The sequence below is a fragment of the Lampropedia hyalina DSM 16112 genome (assembly GCF_900129055.1).
Classification (GTDB): Bacteria; Pseudomonadota; Gammaproteobacteria; order Burkholderiales; family Burkholderiaceae_C; genus Lampropedia; species Lampropedia hyalina.
Genome location: NZ_FQUZ01000046.1, coordinates 1 through 18,600, shown reverse-complemented (window position 1 = coordinate 18,600; position 18,600 = coordinate 1). Strand labels below are relative to the sequence as shown.

At 63.2% G+C, this 18,600-nt stretch carries 17 protein-coding genes and 1 pseudogene; 10 read left to right on the top strand and 8 right to left on the bottom strand.

The window, feature by feature from the left end:
- From BUE21_RS13565 to sugE, 3 genes are all read left to right on the top strand, one after another.
- The coding region (locus BUE21_RS13565; RefSeq protein ID WP_143164544.1) for an RNA-guided endonuclease InsQ/TnpB family protein at nucleotides 1–690 on the top strand (690 nt) is incomplete at its 5' end.
- A gap of 143 nt (nucleotides 691–833) precedes the next feature.
- On the top strand, nucleotides 834–1,223 hold the full coding sequence (locus tag BUE21_RS13560; RefSeq protein WP_073357186.1) for a DUF4260 domain-containing protein: 390 nt from the start codon (nucleotides 834–836) through the stop codon (nucleotides 1,221–1,223).
- 134 nt (nucleotides 1,224–1,357) lie between these two features.
- Nucleotides 1,358–1,678 carry a quaternary ammonium compound efflux SMR transporter SugE gene (gene sugE, locus BUE21_RS13555; RefSeq protein ID WP_073357183.1) on the top strand — a complete coding sequence of 107 codons (321 nt, stop codon included), beginning with the start codon at nucleotides 1,358–1,360 and terminating at the stop codon, nucleotides 1,676–1,678.
- A gap of 304 nt (nucleotides 1,679–1,982) precedes the next feature.
- Here the strand turns inward: sugE and efeO (BUE21_RS13550) are convergent, their stop codons facing one another.
- The 7 genes from efeO (BUE21_RS13550) to BUE21_RS13520 form a co-directional block, all read right to left on the bottom strand.
- Nucleotides 1,983–2,810, bottom strand: a complete 828-nt coding sequence (gene efeO / locus BUE21_RS13550; protein WP_073357182.1) for an iron uptake system protein EfeO — start codon at nucleotides 2,808–2,810, stop codon at nucleotides 1,983–1,985.
- Between the two features lie 20 nt (nucleotides 2,811–2,830).
- Nucleotides 2,831–4,219, bottom strand: a complete 1,389-nt coding sequence (gene efeB, locus BUE21_RS13545; protein ID WP_073357181.1) for an iron uptake transporter deferrochelatase/peroxidase subunit — start codon at nucleotides 4,217–4,219, stop codon at nucleotides 2,831–2,833.
- Nucleotides 4,220–4,253: 34 nt separating this feature from the next.
- Complete coding sequence (gene efeO / locus BUE21_RS13540; RefSeq protein ID WP_073357180.1) at nucleotides 4,254–5,447, bottom strand: iron uptake system protein EfeO; 1,194 nt, start codon at nucleotides 5,445–5,447, stop codon at nucleotides 4,254–4,256.
- The gene (efeU, locus tag BUE21_RS13535; RefSeq protein WP_073357179.1) at nucleotides 5,444–6,283 is read right to left on the bottom strand and encodes an iron uptake transporter permease EfeU; all 840 of its coding nucleotides are present in this window, start codon (nucleotides 6,281–6,283) and stop codon (nucleotides 5,444–5,446) included. The genes efeO (BUE21_RS13540) and efeU overlap by 4 nt, the downstream gene beginning before the upstream one ends.
- Nucleotides 6,284–6,355: 72 nt before the next feature.
- Nucleotides 6,356–7,372 carry a porin gene (locus tag BUE21_RS13530; RefSeq protein ID WP_073357185.1) on the bottom strand — a complete coding sequence of 339 codons (1,017 nt, stop codon included), beginning with the start codon at nucleotides 7,370–7,372 and terminating at the stop codon, nucleotides 6,356–6,358.
- 277 nt (nucleotides 7,373–7,649) lie between these two features.
- Nucleotides 7,650–8,201, bottom strand: a complete 552-nt coding sequence (gene ssb, locus BUE21_RS13525) for a single-stranded DNA-binding protein (RefSeq protein ID WP_073357178.1) — start codon at nucleotides 8,199–8,201, stop codon at nucleotides 7,650–7,652.
- Nucleotides 8,202–8,365: 164 nt separating this feature from the next.
- Nucleotides 8,366–9,559, bottom strand: coding sequence for an MFS transporter (locus BUE21_RS13520; protein WP_073357184.1), 1,194 nt, complete (start codon nucleotides 9,557–9,559; stop codon nucleotides 8,366–8,368).
- Nucleotides 9,560–9,787: 228 nt separating this feature from the next.
- Between BUE21_RS13520 and uvrA the strand changes: the two genes are divergently transcribed.
- Nucleotides 9,788–12,826: an excinuclease ABC subunit UvrA gene (gene uvrA / locus BUE21_RS13515; protein WP_073357177.1), complete on the top strand. Its 3,039-nt coding sequence runs from the start codon at nucleotides 9,788–9,790 to the stop codon at nucleotides 12,824–12,826.
- Between the two features lie 374 nt (nucleotides 12,827–13,200).
- On the opposite strand, the gene BUE21_RS13510 is transcribed toward uvrA, so the two are convergent.
- Complete coding sequence (locus BUE21_RS13510; RefSeq protein ID WP_073357176.1) at nucleotides 13,201–13,791, bottom strand: manganese efflux pump MntP; 591 nt, start codon at nucleotides 13,789–13,791, stop codon at nucleotides 13,201–13,203.
- A 513-nt stretch (nucleotides 13,792–14,304) separates the two neighbouring features.
- Here BUE21_RS13510 and ribBA point away from each other — a divergent pair.
- From ribBA to BUE21_RS13480, 6 genes and pseudogenes are all read left to right on the top strand, one after another.
- Nucleotides 14,305–15,426 (top strand): bifunctional 3,4-dihydroxy-2-butanone-4-phosphate synthase/GTP cyclohydrolase II, encoded by a 1,122-nt coding sequence (gene ribBA / locus BUE21_RS13505; RefSeq protein ID WP_073357175.1) that lies wholly within the window; start codon nucleotides 14,305–14,307, stop codon nucleotides 15,424–15,426.
- A gap of 38 nt (nucleotides 15,427–15,464) precedes the next feature.
- Nucleotides 15,465–15,929: a 6,7-dimethyl-8-ribityllumazine synthase gene (ribH, locus tag BUE21_RS13500; RefSeq protein ID WP_073357174.1), complete on the top strand. Its 465-nt coding sequence runs from the start codon at nucleotides 15,465–15,467 to the stop codon at nucleotides 15,927–15,929.
- Entirely contained in the window at nucleotides 15,926–16,444 is a 519-nt protein-coding gene (nusB, locus tag BUE21_RS13495) for a transcription antitermination factor NusB (RefSeq protein WP_073357173.1), read from the top strand. The genes ribH and nusB overlap by 4 nt, the downstream gene beginning before the upstream one ends.
- Before the next feature lie 44 nt (nucleotides 16,445–16,488).
- Entirely contained in the window at nucleotides 16,489–17,673 is a 1,185-nt protein-coding gene (locus BUE21_RS13490) for a pyridoxal phosphate-dependent aminotransferase (protein WP_073357172.1), read from the top strand.
- Nucleotides 17,674–17,898: 225 nt separating this feature from the next.
- The gene (locus tag BUE21_RS13485; protein ID WP_073357171.1) at nucleotides 17,899–18,141 is read left to right on the top strand and encodes a TIGR04438 family Trp-rich protein; all 243 of its coding nucleotides are present in this window, start codon (nucleotides 17,899–17,901) and stop codon (nucleotides 18,139–18,141) included.
- Nucleotides 18,142–18,234: 93 nt separating this feature from the next.
- A pseudogene (locus BUE21_RS13480) lies at nucleotides 18,235–18,600 on the top strand (RNA-guided endonuclease InsQ/TnpB family protein); the annotation flags it as partial.

The window sequence follows — 18,600 nt, the reverse complement described above, 5'->3', positions numbered from 1 at the left end:
TTCAACGAGGATGCACGCGGTCGCTGGTATTTCAACGTGGCCGTGGAGATTGAAACCAAACCCACAGAAGCCACGGCATCCGTAGGAATCGACCTTGGGCTGAAAGACTGCGCCACCACCAGCACGGGCCAGAAGCTGCATGGCCGCTGGTATCGGGAACTGGAGCCGCAGCTTGCCATTGCGCAGCGGGCACGTAAAAAGCAGCGCGTCAAGGCGATTCACGCCAAGATTGCGAACCGCCGAAAAGACGAAATCCACCAATTCACGACCGAGCTTGTAAAGAACAACGCCGCCATCTTCGTGGGCGACGTGGCCAGCGCGAAGCTGGTCAAAACCGGGATGGCCAAGTCCACGTTGGACGCGGGCTGGTCGTCGTTGAAAACCGCTTTGGAATACAAGTGCCATCAGGCCGGAGTGGTTTTTGAGGAAGTGAACGAAGCGTATTCAACCCAGACCTGTTCTGCGTGCGGCAGTCTGCCGCCGCAGAGGCCCAAAGGTATCGCAGGTCTTGGAATAAGGGAATGGACGTGCAGCGACTGCGGGGCGGCACACGAGCGCGACGTGAACGCAGCACGCAACATTCTCGCGGCAGGACATTGCCGTCTCGCTGGAGGAATCCCCTGCCTAAAGGCAGGGGAGGATGTCAACTGCATCTGCCCGGCAACCATGATTTCCGGGCAAAAGTCCTGATGCTGTCGCACCATCGCGGCGGTTTTCGGCCACTGCACCAGCCGGAGGGCATGGCTTGTCCCGTGTCAGAATGCCGCTCCGGCTGTACCCCATCAGCTGTTCTGTTCCTGCACGGGAATGACCAAAGTCCAAGGATCAACTTCATGACCAATTCAGTCTCAGGTGGTGTTCGCACCCTCCTTCAATTGGAAGGACTGTGTATTCTCGCGGTCAGTCTGCTGGCTTATGCAAAATTTGGCAGCGGCTGGGGTACTTTTGCCTTGCTCTTTTTTGTACCGGACTTGTCCTTCGCCGGTTACCTTGCAGGCACAAGGGTAGGTGCAATCTCGTACAACATAGCGCACTCCCTTATCGGGGCATTTGTCATATTGACAGCGGGCGTTCTTCTATCAGTTCCCCTGGCCATCACAGCGGGCATTATCTGGTTGGCACATATTGGTTTTGATCGCACACTGGGCTATGGCCTCAAATATTCAACCGGTTTCAGGTTCACGCATTTGGGCGTGATTGGGCGAAAGCGCATTGATTCCTGATGGAACGTTCCCACGGCCTTGCTGGCAAGCAATCAAAGGGTTGGATACAATCGCCAGTTCACAGGAAGTGGGGACGACCCCACCGCTCCAGCTCTTTGCGGGGACGGCCTCGACCTTGATTGGAAGGAACACTCATGGCTTGGATCATTCTTGCCATTGCGGGGCTGTTTGAAGTGGGCTGGGCGATTGGCCTGAAATACACCGAAGGGTTCACCCGGCTCTGGCCGACCGTGGGCACGGTGCTGTCGATGGTCATCAGCCTGGGGCTGCTGGGTGTGGCCATGAAGTCGCTGCCGGTTGGCTCGGCCTATGCCATCTGGGTGGGTGCGGGAGTGGTGGGCACCGTGGCACTGAGCGTTGTGCTGTTCGGGGAGCCGATGAATGCCGCCCGGCTCATCAGCGTGGCGCTGATTGTGGCGGGCATCATCGGCATCAAGCTGACCACCTCGGCCTGACGGCGGGTGATTGCGGCAAAAGCCGCAATCCAGGGGGCATGCCACGGTCTGACTGAACCCTGAATGCCCCCGCTTCTGGATGCCAGGGTGATCGTGCCATGTCAAAAGCATCCGATACACACCTGTTTTTGCCAAGCACAAACACTACCCCGTCATGCTGGGCTTGACCCAGCATCCAGTGGCAACGTTTGTATTCCAACCCCCTGCTGGATTAGGTTGCGCAATACTTCTGGATGCCGGGTCAAGCCCGGCATGACGCTGTGTGTGAGTCTCACCATCACGCAAACGGGGCAAGTGGAAATTCTCAATCCAGACCCAGCTTGCCGCGCAGGGTGGAGAGGTCTTCGGCCAGTTGGTTGATGGCGGCGGCCATTACGGTGCGGTCTTTGTCGGTGAGTTTTTCGTAGGAGACGTAGCCCTTGCCGTCCTGCGCTTCGTAGGTTTTCAGGATGTCATAGACGGTCTTGAAGTTCTTGTCCACTTCGGCCAGGAATGTGGCTTCCTTTTTCGCGATCAGCGGGCGCACCAGTTCGACGATCTTGTAGGAGCCATCGGTGTTGGCCTTGAAGTCCCACAGATCAACCTTGCTGTAGCGGTTTTCCTCGCCGGAGATTTTCGTTGCGGCCACTTCTTCCATCAGCACGGCGGCACCACCCACCACCACTTCGGGCGGGAAAGTGAGCTGGTCGATGCGCGATTGCAGCTCCTTCACGTCGGCCAGCAGCTTGTCGGCGACGGGCTTGACATCATCGGCACTGTTCTTGACCCAGAGGCTGTATTCGATGCGGTGGAATCCGGGGAAAGCAGGGTCTTTTTCTGCGCCTTCGTAGTCATCGGCGCGGGAGTCGATGGAGACATCCAGATCGCTGAACAGTTCGGCAATCGGCTCCACGCGTTCGTAGCTGACGCGGGTGGGGGCGTACAGGGCCTTGGCCTTGTCCACTTCGCCAGCCTTGACGGCCTGCACGAAGGCGGTGGTGTCCTTGACGAGTTGATCGACGTTTTCGCTGACGTAAATCTTGTATTCGGCAATCGGGGCGACCAGATCGAGGGCCTGGGCCTGTTGTGCCAGGGCGGTGGTGGCAGTGCCGGCCATCAGCGCAGCCACGGTGAGAAGGCGTTTGAATGTCATGTAGAAAAACTCCTGGCTGTTCAGCCTTTGGGGGTGGATGAAAAAATGGTGCGCGCCGCAGCCACGAGGCTGCTGCCGAGGTAATCGCTGGCATCGCGCACGCCTGGCAGGGTGTAGAAGTAGCCGCCGCCGATGGGTTTGATGTATTCCTCCAGCGGCTCGCCATCGAGGCGGCGTTGCACGGCAATGAAGCCCTGCTCCAGATCGGCCTGGTAGCAGATGAACAGCAGCCCCTGATCGAGCTGGCCGTTTTTCACAATGCCGTTGGAGTAGTTGAAGGGGCGGCGCAGCATCAGATTGGCATCGGATTCGGGGGTGCGTGGGTTTGCCAGCCGAATGTGCGCATCGTGCGGGGTGGCCTCGCCATCGGGGTCGCGGGTGTAGTCGGGCACTTCAAATTCGCTGGCATGAATCTGATCGAGTGGCGCGCCGCTCATCTTGGTGCGGCCAAAGACCTGCTCCTGTTCTCGCAAGGGGGTGCGGTCCCAGCGTTCGACGAAGTTGCGGATGATGCGCACGGCCTGATAGCTTCCGCCGTGTGCCCAGTCCGGCTCGCCGCGCCCTGCCCCTACCCAGACGACGCGGTTCATCAGTGCGTCGTCGTTGGCATCGGGGTTGGCGGAGCCATCGCGGAAGCCCAGAAAATTGCGGGCATTTTCCACACGGCCATCGGGCAGGGGCTGGATGACGGGCACATTGCCCTGCTGCTTCCAGCGCGGCACGAGCTGGCCGGAGAGGTTTTTGATGATGTCGCGCAGGGCGTGGAGGGTGGTGTCCTGGGTGTTGGCGCAGATTTGCAGACTCAGGTCGCCGTGGCACAGTGCGGCATCGAGGGCATCGTTGGGAAAGCGCGTCATGCGCGAGAGCCGCCGGGGTTTGAGCGGAGCCAGCCACGGGCGGTCGTCGAACAGGGAACTGCCCAGCGAAACGGTGATGGTGAGGGCATCGGGCTGGATGACGGGGCCGAGAATGCCAGAACCAGCGGGCGGCAGTTGCGGATGCAGTTCGGGTGGTGTGCCACCCTGGGTGAGGAACTGGCAGCGTTCCGTAAGGCGACGCAGCAGGCGTTCGAGTTCGTCGGGGGTTTCGGCCAGCACCGCGAAGCTGGCAATCATGCCGTGGGCTGGGCGCGGTGTGGTCACACCCGCCTGGTGCGGGCCAAAGAATGCCACGCGGTCCTGCATGCTGGCAGTGTTGGCCACTGGCGCATTCGTGACGTTGGTGCCGCGTGCCTTGCCACCCTGCACGGCATGGGATGCAGGCGCAGTGGTGCAGGCGGTCAGTCCCCAGGGTGCGCCCAGCGCGGCCACGCTCCAGCCCAGTGTCCGCAATACCTGACGGCGGCTGGCAGGCGCGGCATCGGCAGGCGAATCCGGGGGCAACACAGGGGCAAAGGTGGGAAATGTCATATCGAATGGTTCAAAACAAAAAGGGGCAACTGCATCACTCCAGCCCCAGCGCGGCATTGACCTGCGCCAGCGATGCCGCCCAGGCTTCCAGCAGCCGCTGCAATTGGGCGCGTTGTGCGGTACTCACGTCGCGGTAAGGCAGAAAATCTTCACCGGTGCGCAAGGCCAGCACGGCGGCCTGCAAGTCGGCCTGTTGCTGGCGCAGTTGGGCAGCCAGCGGTGCGTTCGCGCCTTGCAGCAGCGCATCGAGCACCTGCACGCTTTTCGCCATGCCGTGCAGATTGGCTTGCAGATCGTACAGATCGCTTTGGGCGTAGGGGTTTTCGCCCTGCACGATGGCCGACTCCAGCAGCCGCTGGGCCTGCCACAGGGCACTGTCGGCCAGATCGTGCGGGGCCTGCTGGCTCTCGCGCACCCGTGCCTTGAGTTGCTCGGCATCCTGCGTCAGTTGCTGTGCCAGCGGCAGCAGGCCATTCAGGTCAGCGTTGCCGAACAGGGCTTTCTCCAGCCGGTGGAAACCGGTGAAAGCCGGATCATCCTCGCGCCCAGCCAGGTAGTCGGCCTGGGGGTCGATGCGGTTTTCCAAATCGCTCCAGCGTCCGGCCACGGCTTCGACGCGCTTGTAATGCAGCCGTGCCGCCAGCCACTGGGTGCGGGCAGTGGCCAGATCACCGGCGGCGACGGCATCGGCCAGGGCCTGGGCTTCACGCACCAGCGCGTTGGCCTGCATGATGAGGAAGACGCGGTTTTCCGACAGCGGGCCGATGAAGGCTTGCAGCGGCGGGCGCAGCCGCTCGGCTTCGGAATCGGCGGTGGGCACGACTTCCAGCGAACCGCGCGGATTGGAAAGCAGCCCGCAGGTAATGGCGAACTGGCCGGGGCGCAGCTTCACGGTCAGCAGCGAATGGAAACCCGGTGCAATGTTCTCGCGCTCGGCCACCACCATCACGCCATCCAGGATTTCCCATTCCAGCGGACGGCGCGAGGCGTTGTGGATTTCAAACGTGGTCAGCCCTGCGGGCAGGCGAAAGTCCGCTGGTTCACAGTGGCTGTCGTTCACCACCACCTTGTGCGTGTTGCCACGCTGCGGCCCGGTGGCGGTGCGGCTGGCATAGGCAAACAGCAGCAAAGCCGCCAGCACCAGCAATGCGGCAACGGCCAGGGCCGCATAGATCAACCGCCGGAAAGGTGCGGATGCAGGGGTACGGGATTCAGGCGAATGGCTCATGAATGTTCCTGTGCGGCAGGCGCGCGGCGCGACGCTTCAGGCCAGAAAAACAGCCCCAGTGCGGGCAACAGATACAGCAGCCAGACGGCCAGTTCGCCCCAGGTGGGCGATTCGTGGTAGCCCAGCAACCCGGAGAGCACCGTGCCCGCCACGCTGGCGTTGGGCAGAATGCCGCTCCAGTCATAGACGCGCTCCTGCCACAGGTTCCACAGCCCGGCCTCGTGCAGATTGCGCACCACGCCCGAGAGCAGCCCGGCGGCCACCAGCAGAATCAGCAGACCCGTCCAGCGGAAAAACTTTTGCAGGTTCAGACGCAGCCCACCCCAGTAGATGCCCAGCCCCAGCAGCACCGCCACGCCCAGCCCCGCCAGCGCGCCCAGTGGCACGGCCATGCCGGTGCTTTGCTGGAAGATGGCCAGCAGAAAGAACACCGACTCCAGCCCCTCGCGTGCCACGGCAAAGAATGCCATGCCCACCAAGGCCCAGGCCGCGCCCTGCCCGGTACCGGCAAAGGCGGCATCGACCGATTCATGCAGTTGCGCACGCATGGAACGCGCAGCACCGCGCATCCAGAACACCATCCACGACAGCACGGCCACGGCCACCAGCCCGACGATGGCCTCGAACAGCTCCTGGGTTTTCTGCGGAAACTCCTGCCCGAGCAGCAATACCGCCGAGCCCGCAAACAGTGACAGGGCCACCGCCAGCAACACACCCACCCAGACGGCTGGCAGAAATGCCGAGCGGCCGGTCTGGCGCAGATAGCTGGCAATGATGCCCACGATCAGCGCGGCTTCCAGCCCTTCGCGCAACATGATGAGAAATGGTGCCAGCACAGTACGGTTCCTTGGCCAATGGGGCACGGCAGTGGGTCATGGTCCGCTGCCGCCCGCCACTCATGTGAAGGGTCAGAAGTAATGGCGCAGGCCCACGGCAAACACCTTGAAGTCCTGCCCGCCCTGGCTCACGCCCACGTCCGCGCCGTAAGTGGCATTGCGGCTGTTGTCCAGTTCAGTGTAGAGCGCGTACAGCTTGGTGCGCTTGCTCAGGTGGTAATTCCAGGCCAGCGTCCATTGCATGGCATCGCTGTCGGCCAGATTACGGTATTCATCGGCATACCCGGCATTGACGTGAAATTCGGAATGTCCCAGCGTGTAAATGCCCACCAGCCGGTAGCTGTCGCGCTTGCCTGCATCGTCCAGCCAGCCGTTCTTGTCCTGCTGATAGTAGCCGCCCAACTGGAAGTCGCCCAGGGTATAGAGGGCACGCACGGCGAACTGCTCAGCCCGACCGAATTCGCTGTAGGAACCGGCCAGCGACCAGTCGCCGATGTCGTAGTTGGCCACCAGTTCGTAGGCATTCTTCTTCACGCCATCCTGGCGCAGACGGTCATCCTCGCTGCTGAAGCCCAGCTCCAGCACCAGCCCGCCCAGTTCCGGCGTGACGTAGGAAACGTGGTGGTCGGCAGGCATCACATCGGCAAACAGGAAGTCGGCCGATGAACCTACGTTGTCGTTGTGCAGGCTCACCTCCTCCACAATGGTCTTGAACGACTGGCCACCGTAGTTGCCCAACCGCACCCGGCCCCAGTTGCCACCCAGCCACAGTTCCGACTGGCTGGCATAGCCATCATCGGCTGCGCCGGTGGTGCTGTCGATGTCCATTTCGTAGAGGAAACCGGCTTTCAGGCCATTGCCCAAGTCTTCCTGCCCCATGAAGCCCAGGTTCGAACCATTGTTGCGCATCTGCGTGGTGGTCGATTCGCCACTGAGCTTGCCGTGCTCCACGGTGGTATTCACGCGACCATACAGGGTCACGAAACCCTGTGCCTGCGCCGATGGCACCCAGGCCGCCAGCACTGCCACGCTGGCAACCAGCGGAAGAATGGAGGAACACACACCCGAACGCACGATTGTTGCTGCCATGATGAACTTCAGCCTCTGTTCAAACCATGAAATCGAAAACCCGATGGCCACTGGCAGGGGTTTTCACGGATTGTCTGAATCTCATTCAAACAATCAGCAACATTCTACTCCTTCAAAAATACAAATAAGAATACAACTCAATTGATTTAAAAATACCATCAACTCTGCGGTGGCGATTGAAATCCGTGTATACCTGCCCCAATGGAAATGCCCCGCTGCCAGCACCACAGATGCTGACAGCGGGGCATTTCAGTTCAGATGCACAACTGCCGGGCCATCAGAACGGAATGTCGTCGTCCTCAAAGCTGTCGAATGCGGCTGGAGCGGACTGCTGCGGGGCGGGGTTCTGCGGCTGGCGGCTGGCGGCTGGCGGTGCGTTGTTGCCGTATGCAGGGGCCGCAGGCGCGGCATTGCGGGGCGCGGGGGCACTGTCGCCGTAGGGGTTGCCGCCCCCTTGCTGCGCACCGCCATAGCCATCGGATGAGCCGCTGGGGCGGCCACCCAGCATTTGCAGGCCCAGGCCACGAATTTCGGTGGAGTAGCGATCATTGCCATTCTGATCCTGCCACTTGCGGGTGCGCAGGCTGCCTTCGATGTACACGGCAGAGCCTTTGCGCAAATACTGACCCGCTACCTCGGCCAGCCGGTCATTCAGTACCACGCTGTGCCATTCGGTGTGTTCCTTGCGCTCACCGGTCTGGCGGTCTTTCCACTGCTCGGTGGTGGCAATGCGCAGGTTGGCAATCTGGCCGCCATTGGCGAAGCTGCGCACTTCAGGGTCTTGCCCCAGGTTGCCGATGAGAATGACTTTATTGACGGATGCTGCCATAGCTGTTGCGTTCCTCGATGGATTGGAGAGATGGAGTGCCCTTGGCCTGCCTTGCAGCAGCCGTGATCAGAACGTGTCGAACGTGTCTGGATGCAGGGCCAGCCCGCATTGTGCCGCAACTTTTCCGGGCAGGCGGCAGAGCATGGGCGGCGCGGCACACCGCCTCACGCGGCATCGCGCAAACGCGGCTGCATCCGCCAGCTCAATGCCAGCCACAGCGCGGCCAGCAGCGCGGTGGCGGCAAACAGTTGCACGGCCCCGGCATGGCGCATCAACAGGCCACCGAGCAGGCCGCCCGCAAACAGCCCCAGCGATTGCAGGGTGCTGTAGGCCCCCAGTGCCGCACCGCGCACTGCCTGTGTGGCCATGCGCGAGACCTGACTGGGTTGCAGGGCTTCCAGCGCGTTGAAGCCACAGAAAAACACCACCAGCCACAGCCCCAGCAGCCAGACGGGCGCGCTCCAGCCGTCGGCCACGGTCAGCCCCGCAGTGGTGGCCAGGGCCAGTTGCGCGACCAGAATCAGGCCGATGCCCAGCAGCATGGCCAGCCGCAAACGTCCCCGGCGTTCCATCGCCATCAGCGGCCCCAGGAACAGCACCGACAGCAGCACGGCAGGCAGGTACACCTGCCAATGGGCATCCTGCGCCAGCCCGGCCAGCAGCAACATGCCGGGCACGGCACTCCACATGGCCATCTGCACGGTATGCAGCAAAAATACCCCGACGTTCAGGCGCAGCAGATCGGGGGTGCGCAATACATCCACCAGCCTGCCGCGCGGCACGGCCTGGCGACTGCGCACTGGCTCGGCCGGAACCCACCACAGCACCACCGCCACACCCAGCAAGGCCAGCAGGGCCGTCAGCCAGAACAGTCCAGACAAGCCCACATAGCCCGCCAGCAGCGGCCCCAGCACCAGGGCCAACGCGAACACCAGCCCGATGCTGATGCCCACCAGGGCCATGGCCTTGGTGCGCACCACATCGCGGGTCTGGTCGGACAGCAATGCCGTCACGGCCGCCGACACCGCCCCCGCCCCCTGCACGGCCCGCCCCAGCACCAGCATCCAGACGGAATCGGCCAGCGCGGCCATGCCACTGCCCAGTGCGAACACCAGCAGCCCCAGCACAATCACACGCTTGCGCCCGAAGCGGTCGGATGCCAGCCCCAGCGGCAGTTGCAGCACCGCCTGGGTCAGGCCATACGCGCCCAGGGCCAGCCCCACCAGCGCGGCATTGTCGCCACCTTCGTAATCAGAAGCGGCCAGCGAGAACACCGGCAGCACCAGAAACAGCCCCAGCATGCGCAGGGCAAAAATGAATGCCAGCGAAAAACTGCTGCGCCGCTCCTGACTCGTCATGCGGTACGCGGGGGTGGGGATGGTCGTCTGTGTCACACCGGAAAGTTCAGAGGGCAGGAACAAGAAAGGGGGGATTCGGTCTGGCCGGACGGCAGGCACGGTCTATGCCGTGTCCAACCGCATCCAGGGCTATGATGGCAGGTTTCCCGGATTTTCCGAACGCGCGACATTATCGCGGTTTTTGCAGGCTGACCCGTGTCCCACCCAGAAACACCCACCCCTCCCACGATGCCCTCCCCTCCTGTCCCCGTTGCACCTGCGGCCAGCCACGGGGCCTACCTGGGCGAGCGGCCCTCGCCCGGCTTCATCCGCATACGCGGTGCGCGCACCCATAACCTGAAGAACATCGATCTGGATATTCCGCGCCACCAGATGGTGGTGATTACCGGCGTATCCGGCTCCGGCAAATCCAGCCTGGCCTTCGATACCCTGTATGCCGAAGGCCAGCGGCGTTATGTGGAAAGCATCTCCGCCTACGCCCGCCAGTTTCTGGGGCGGCTGGACAAGCCCGATGTCGATCTGATCGAAGGGCTGTCCCCGGCCATCAGCATCGAGCAGAAGGCCACCAGCCACAACCCACGCTCCACCGTCGGCACAGTCACCGAAATCAGCGACTACCTGCGCCTGCTCTACGCCCGCGCCGGCACACCCTACTGCCCCGAACACGGCGTGCCGCTGAGTGCGCAGACCGTCAGCCAGATGGTCGATGGCGTGCTGGCCCTGCCCGAAGGCACGCGGCTGATGATTCTCGCACCCGTGGCTCGCGGCAAGAAAGGGGAATTCCAGGAACTGTTCACCGCCATGCAGGCGCGCGGCTATGTGCGCTTTCGTGTCAATGGGCAGATCGTCACCGACGAGGAACTGCCCGCGCTGAAGAAAACCGAGCGGCACGACATCGATGTGGTGGTCGATCGCCTCAAGACCCGCGCCGACATGCGCCAGCGGCTGGCCGAGAGCTTCGAGGCCGCGCTGGCCATTGGCGGCGCGAACGCCAGTGGCCGCATCATCGCACTGGAAATGGACGGCGGGCGCGAGCACAACTTCAGCGCGAAATTCGCCTGCCCGCACTGCGACTACAGCCTGCCCGAACTGGAGCCGCGCCTGTTCTCCTTCAACTCCCCACTGGGAGCCTGCCCCGCCTGCGACGGACTGGGCGTGCGCGAAATCTTCGATGCCGCACGCATCGTCACCTTCCCCGGCTCCAGCCTGGCCGCCGGGGCCATCAAGGGCTGGGACCGGCGCAGCAGCTACCACTTCGCCATCCTGCAAAGCCTGGCGCAGCACTACGGCTTCGACCTAGAAGAAACCGCGTATGACGCCCTGCCCGCCCGCATCCAGCAGATATTGCTGTACGGCTCCGGCGAGGAATCCATCGCCTTTGCCTATACCGTGGAAAGCGGCGCGAATGCAGGCAAGACCGTCACACGCAAGCACCCGTTCGAGGGCATCGTGCGCAGCATCGAACGCCGCTGGCGCGAAACCGACTCCACCGTGGTGCGCGACGAACTCGCCAAGTACCGCAGCACCCTCGTCTGCACCACCTGCCACGGCGCGCGCCTGCGCCGCGAAAGCCTGCATGTACGGCTGGGTGAGGGCACGCAAAGCCGCGCCATCCACGAAATCGGCCGCGATACCCTCGCCCATGCCCAGCACTGGTTCGAGACCCTGCAACTGCAAGGCGCGAAGGCCGAAATCGCCGCCAAGATCGTGCGCGAAATTGCCACCCGCCTGCGTTTTCTCAACGACGTGGGGCTGAACTACCTCAGCCTGGAGCGCAGTGCCGACACCCTCTCCGGTGGCGAAGCCCAGCGCATCCGCCTCGCCAGCCAGATCGGCTCCGGCCTGACGGGCGTGATGTATGTGCTCGACGAACCCAGCATCGGCCTGCACCAGCGCGACAACGACCGCCTCATCACCACCCTGCAACGCCTGCGCGACCTGGGCAACAGCGTCATCGTGGTGGAACACGACGAAGACATGATGCGCGCCGCCGACCAGATCATCGACATGGGGCCGGGCGCAGGCGTACATGGCGGACAGGTCGTGGCACAGGGCGACTTCGCCCAGATCAGCCAGCATCCGCACTCGCCCACCGGCCAGTACCTCAGTGGACGCCTGCGCATCGACGTGCCCACGCAACGCACCGCATGGCTGGTACAAGCTCCCGCCGTCATCGGCAGCATTCGCCCGCCCGCCCCCGTCTTTGCCAGCACCGAGGCCGACGCCCCCGCCAGAGCCAGCACTGCCGCGCCCCTGTTGCAGCAACTGAGCCTGCACAGGGCGCACGGCAACAACCTGCGCCAAGTGTCGGTGGATTTTCCCGTCGGGCTGCTGAGCTGCGTCACCGGCGTGTCCGGCTCCGGCAAATCCACGCTGGTGAACGACACCCTCTACGCTGCCGTGGCGCAACGCCTCTACCGCGCCCAGACCGAACCCGCGCCCTGCGAATCCATCAGCGGCATGGAATACTTCGACAAGGTCATCAACGTCGATCAGGCCCCCATTGGCCGCACCCCGCGCAGCAACCCCGCCACCTACACCGGCGTGCTCACCCCCATCCGCGAACTGCTGGCCGAAACCGCCACCGCGCGCGAACGCGGCTACGGGCCGGGACGTTTCTCCTTCAACGTCTCCGGCGGCCGTTGCGAAGCCTGCCAGGGCGACGGCATGGTCAAGGTGGAAATGCACTTCCTGCCCGATGTCTATGTGCCCTGCGACATCTGCCACGGCCTGCGCTACAACCGCGAAACCCTGGAAGTGCAATGGAAAGGCTGCAACATCGCGCAGATTCTGGACATGACGGTGGAAACCGCCCTCGCCTTCTTTCAGGACGTGCCCGGCATCGCCCGCAAGCTGCAAACCCTGATGGACGTGGGCCTGTCCTACATCCGCCTGGGCCAGCCCGCCACCACCCTCTCCGGCGGCGAGGCCCAGCGCGTCAAGCTGGCCCTGGAGCTGTCCAAGCGCGACACTGGCCGCACCCTCTACATCCTCGACGAACCCACCACCGGCCTGCACTTTGCCGACATCGCGCTGCTGGTGAAAGTGCTGCAACAGTTGCGTGACGCAGGCAACACCATCGTCGTCATCGAACACAACCTCGATGTCATCAAGACCGCCGACTGGGTCATCGACATGGGGCCTGAAGGCGGCAGTGGCGGCGGCCAGGTCGTCGCCACCGGCACCCCTGAACAGGTGGCCGCCAACCCGGCCAGCGTCACCGGGCGTTACCTGCGGCCCTATCTGGGCATGGACACGGCCCAGTGATGCTGCCTGGGTCTTCAGGCATGGGTATCTACACAAGTCGGTCATTCCCGTCATTCCCGCGCAGGCGGGAATCCAGGTGGCGCAACGGTTGCCATAGATACTGCTGTTGCAACGGGATGCGTCGTCACTGGATTCCCGCCTGCGCCGGAATGACGGAGGTTTGTGTGTCGAGGGTGGGTGCAATGGCACCATTGGCAGCCCTCTCAAAACGTTCCGGACAGCCATGGGTCGAGCACGGAATGACGGGGTGTTGGCTGGTCGTCCAAAGATGTGTAGATACCTATGGCCTTCAGGCCGGGGAGGATGTCAAATAGCTCATCGCCCTGCTCGGCATTGCGTGGCTACAGAGCACGGCACACTGGTTCCAGGCTGCCTTATCCCATGTGGGTGGACAGAATGCCGAAGCCCACCACGATCAGCACCACGCCGCCCAGCAGTTCGGCGCGGGTGCCGACCACGCCGCGCAGCACGCGCCCCAGCATCATGCCAATGGTCACCATCACCATCGTGGCCAGACCGATGGCAGCAGCGGTAGAGAAGATGTCTGCATCAATGAAGGCCAGCCCCACGCCCACGGCCAGTGCGTCGATGCTGGTGGCCATGCCGGTGAGGGCCAGCGTCAGGTAGGTGCGCATGCCTGTTGCGCCGTGACCTGCGGTTTCGGTGCCTTCGGCAGGTTCGTCCGGCCCTGACGATTTCAGGCTGCGCCAGACCATGTGCAGGCCCAGCCCCAGCAGCAGCAGGAAGGCGATCCAGTGATCCCAGGCATCGACGTAGGGGGCGGCCACCTTGCCCAGCAACCAGCCCAGCAGCGGGGTCATGGCTTCAATGCAGCCGAAGATCAGCCCAGCCTTGAGGGCCAGGCTCCAGCGGTGGCGCGACATGCTGGCACCCTTGCCGACGGCAGCGGCAAAGGCATCGGTGGACATGGCCAATGCCAGGAAGAAGGTGGAAAGTGGGGACATGGTGGTGTAGGTATAGAGCAGCCAGACGCAACCGAGGCAGGCAAGAGGGCTGGCTGTCCCGCCTCTTGTCTGCATGGTCTCGCCAAACTGCTGTCGTTCACACCACGGGCACTTTTGGCATGCCCGAATCTGTTGATGTGAACGCCCTTGCCGTATTCGCACCGGTCAAAGGCAGGCTACTCCCCATAGAGAATGACTGGATCATAGCACGTCGCGGCACACAAAAAATCATCCAAATAATTGAATTTACATAGCATTTGCTAATTTCACCCCTTTCTTGAACAGGGTGTGTGACGGCATCCGGGCTGTGGCGGGCATGTGGGCCATCGGCATGAACAATGCCACGCCTCGCCTGCCGGAATGCCGATTCGGCCTAGAATACAGAGCTTTGCCACTTCGCGTCCGCACTGCCCGCACGCGCTGCTGCGCCAGCCCATTGGGGCTGCGTGGCAGAGCCAGCCCCATTGCTTGCCTGTGTCGGGCCTACACCCCCATTCCACTGAGCACATCACCATGAACACCCCCATTCAGCCCGTTGGCATTTCTTCCGTGCAGGACATCGTGCAGGACCTGCGCGCAGGCCGCATGGTCATCCTCGTGGACGAGGAAGACCGCGAGAACGAAGGCGACCTGGTTCTGGCCTCCGATCATGTCTCTGCCGAAGCCATCAACTTCATGGCCAAGTACGCACGCGGTCTGGTCTGCCTGACCCTGACACGCGAACACTGCGAACGCCTGAACCTGCCGCCCATGACACGGCGCAACGGCACGCGCTTCGACACCGCCTTCACCGTCTCCATCGAAGCGGCCGAGGGCGTGACCACCGGCATCTCCGCAGCCGACCGCGCCCGCACCATTGCGGCTGCGGTGGCACCCCATGCCAAGCCCACCGATCTGGTGCAGCCCGGTCACATCTTCCCGGTGCAGGCCGTCGATGGCGGTGTGCTGATGCGCGCTGGCCACACCGAAGCGGGCTGTGACTTCGCCCGGCTGGCAGGGCTGACCCCCTCCAGCGTGATCTGCGAGATCATGAAGGACGACGGCACGATGGCGCGGCTGCCCGATCTGCAATTGTTCGCCGCCGAGCACGGCCTGAAAATCGGCACGATTGCCGACCTGATTGCCTACCGCAATGCCAACGAGTCGCTGGTGGAGCGCATTTCCACGCGCAACCTGCAAACGCACTGGGGCGACTTCGTGGCCCATGCCTATCACGACCAGCTCACCCGCTCGGTACACCTGGCCCTGACCAAGGGAAGCTGGGAGGAAAACGACGAAATCCCGGTGCGCGTACACGAGCCGCTGTCGGTGCTGGACGCGCTGGAAGTGAACCGCGACATGCACTCCTGGAGCCTGGACGAAAGCCTGCAATACCTGCACAAGAATGGCCAGGGAATTGCCGTGCTGCTCAACTGCGGTGAATCGGGCGAGCAGTTGCTGGATCAACTGGCCGGACGGGCACGCTCGGCCCATGCCCCGACACGCGGACGCATGGACCTGCGCTCCTACGGCATTGGCGCACAGATTCTGCGCAGCCTGGGTGTGCAGAAAATGCGCCTGCTGGGCCAGCCGCGCCGCCTGCCCAGCATGACCGGCTTCCAGTTGGAAGTGACCGGCTACATCACCAAATCCTGACACCACCCCGCCCCCACACAGCCACAAGGAGCCACCCCATGATCGGAGCAGAAAAAGGCCATGCCGCCATCGCCGATGGCAGTGACCTGCGCATCGCCATCGTGCAGGCGCGATTCAACGAATCCATCACCAACAGCCTCGCCGCTGCCTGCCTGCAAGAGCTGGCCGCGCTGGGTGTACAGGCCGACCAGGTTCTGCACGTCACCGTCGCAGGCGCGCTGGAAGTGCCGGTGGTGCTGCAAACCCTGGCCGAACGCGAGGAGTTCGATGCCCTGATCGCGCTGGGCTGCATCATCCGGGGCGAAACCTACCACTTCGAGCTGGTGGCCAACGAATCCGGCGCAGGCGTATCGCGCGTCTCGCTGGACTACAACATCCCGATTGCGAACGCCATCCTGACCACCGAGAACCTGGAGCAGGCCATTGCCCGCCAGACCGAAAAAGGCCAGGATGCCGCCCGTGTCGCCGTGGAAACTGCCCAGCTCATCGCCCAACTTTCATGACCTCCGAGCACACCCCCACCCCTGCTGCCGCCGATGCCGACGCACTCGGCCAGCCCCGCAGCAACCCGGCACGCAAGAAGCGCAACCCGCGCAGCCGTGCGCGCGAATTCGCGCTGCAAGCCCTGTACCAGCACATCGTCGGACGCAACGAAGCCACATCCATCGATGCGTTCACGCGCGACCTCACCGGCTTTCACAAGGCCGATGCCATCCATTACGATGCCCTGCTGCACGGCTGCATTGCCGCCGAAGCGGCACTCGATGCCGCCATCGTGCCGCTGCTCGACCGCCCCCTGCCGGAAATCTCCCCGATCGAACGCGCCGCCATGTGGATGGGCGTGTACGAATTCCAGCACGCCCCCGACGTGCCCTGGCGCGTGGTATTGAACGAGTATGTGGAACTGGCCAAGTCCTTCGGCGGCACCGACGGCCACAAATACGTCAATGCCGTGCTGCACGCCCTGGCACAGCAATACCGCACGCTGGAAATCGAAGCAGACCGCACTGCCCGCTGACACCTGCCTGATTCGCGCTGCCACAGCGCGCGTCCCCATCCCCCATGAAAATTGCCCAACGTGCCCAGCAGATCGCCCCCTTCTACGTCATGGAAGTGGGCAAGGCTGCTGCCGAACTGGTGGCCCGCGAGGGCAACCATCCGGCCATGATTCACCTGAACATCGGCGAGCCGGACTTCACCGCGCCGCCGCTGGTGCAGGAAGCGGCCATCCGCGCCATCTCCGGCGGGCACACCCAGTACACCCATGCCATCGGGCTGGATGCCCTGCGCGAGCGCATCAGCCAGTGGTATGCGCAGCGATTCGGCGTATCGGTCGCTCCGCAGCGCATCATCATCACCGCAGGCGCGTCCGCAGCGCTGCAACTGGCTTGCCTTGCGCTGATAGAAGCCGGGGACGAAATCCTGCTGCCCGACCCCAGCTACCCGTGCAACCGCCAGTTCGTGCAGGCCGCCGATGGCATTGCCACCGGCATCCCCGTCGATGCCGCCAGCCGTTTCCAGCTCACCGCCGAGCAGGTGCGCGCCCACTGGCAGGCGCACACCAGAGGCGTGCTGCTGGCCAGCCCGTCCAACCCCACCGGCACGTCGCTGGCCGCGCAAACCCTGTCCGACATCCATGCCGTGGTGCAGCAGCACGGCGGCATCACCCTGGTCGATGAAATCTACCTCGGACTCTCCTACGATGCGGCCTACGGCCAGACCGCGCTGGCACTGGACGAAAACATCATCAGCATCAACAGCTTCAGCAAATACTTCAGCATGACCGGCTGGCGGCTGGGCTGGCTGGTCGTACCGCCCGCGCTGGTCAATCCCATCGAGAAACTGGCGCAAAACCTGTTCATCTGCCCCAGCACCGTGGCGCAACATGCCGCACTGGCCTGCTTCGAGCCGGACAGCCTGGCCGAATACGAACGCCGCCGCGCTGCCTTCCGGGCGCGGCGCGACCTGTTCATCCCGCAACTGCGCGCGCTGGGGCTGGACGTGCCGGTGGAGCCGGACGGCGCGTTCTACGTCTGGGCTAACTGTGCCGAAGCCGCCCGGCGCATCGGCGTGCCGGGAAGCTGGGAGTTCGCCTTTGCGCTGCTGGAACGCGCCCGCGTGGCCGTGGCCCCCGGCAAGGACTTCGGCAGCCAGGACGTATCGCAATACCTGCGCTTCTCGATTGCCAACTCGACGGAGAACCTGCAAGAAGCCATCGATCGCATGAAGCGGCTGCTGCACGGCTGAAACCCGCGAGGCACGGTACAACAAAGGTATATATTCTAGGGAAGGTCTGCAAAACTCTTGCGGTAAGCCCGCGCCCGCCAGTGGGATGCAGCGTAAGGCGGCTTTTGCGGTCAATAGCGGGGCTATTGACCGCAAAAGCCAACGCGGCGATGCGCCCAGTGGCGGGCGGCGCAACGGGTTTTGCAGACCTTCCCTAGGCATCCCTGCCCCGCAAAAGGAGTCTCCATGTACCTGTTTGGCCTTGCCCTCATCCTGCTGTTGCTGAAATTCCTTGAAATCGGCCCTGTGGCCCAATGGTCATGGTGGATCATCGTGATACCGTTTGCGCTGACTGCCGCATGGTGGACCTGGGCAGACGCATCCGGCTACACCCGGCGCAAGGCCATCGAACGCGAGAACCAGCGCAAGGCCGACCGGGTGCAGCGGCAGCGCGAAAAAATGGGCCTGCCGGGCAAACGCCGCCCTTGAGGGCGGGGGAAGGATAGTGCAGAACCCAACGGGCTCCATGTTGGTTCATGTATAGCACCTTGAAAATATGCCCTCTCTGTTAAAGTCAGCACCATGCCGACCGTTGTCAAAACCCTGAAACTCCGCGTGAAAGACAAGCACGCACCACTGCTTTTGCAGATGGCACGGCAGGTCAATTTCGTCTGGAATTTCATCAATGCGCTTTCCGGTCGCTCCATTCGTGAGCGTGGCCAATGGCTGTCAGCCTACGATATTCATCCATACACGGTCGGCGCGCACAAAGAACTGGGCTTGCACAGCCACACGCTGCAATGTGTGGCACAGGAGTACGTCACGCGCCGTCGTCAATTCAAACGCACCCGCCTGAACTGGCGCAAATCCACCGGCAGCCAACGCAGCCTGGGCTGGATACCCATCAACACCGGCGCAGCTTCTTGGAAGAGTGGGCAGGTCTATCAC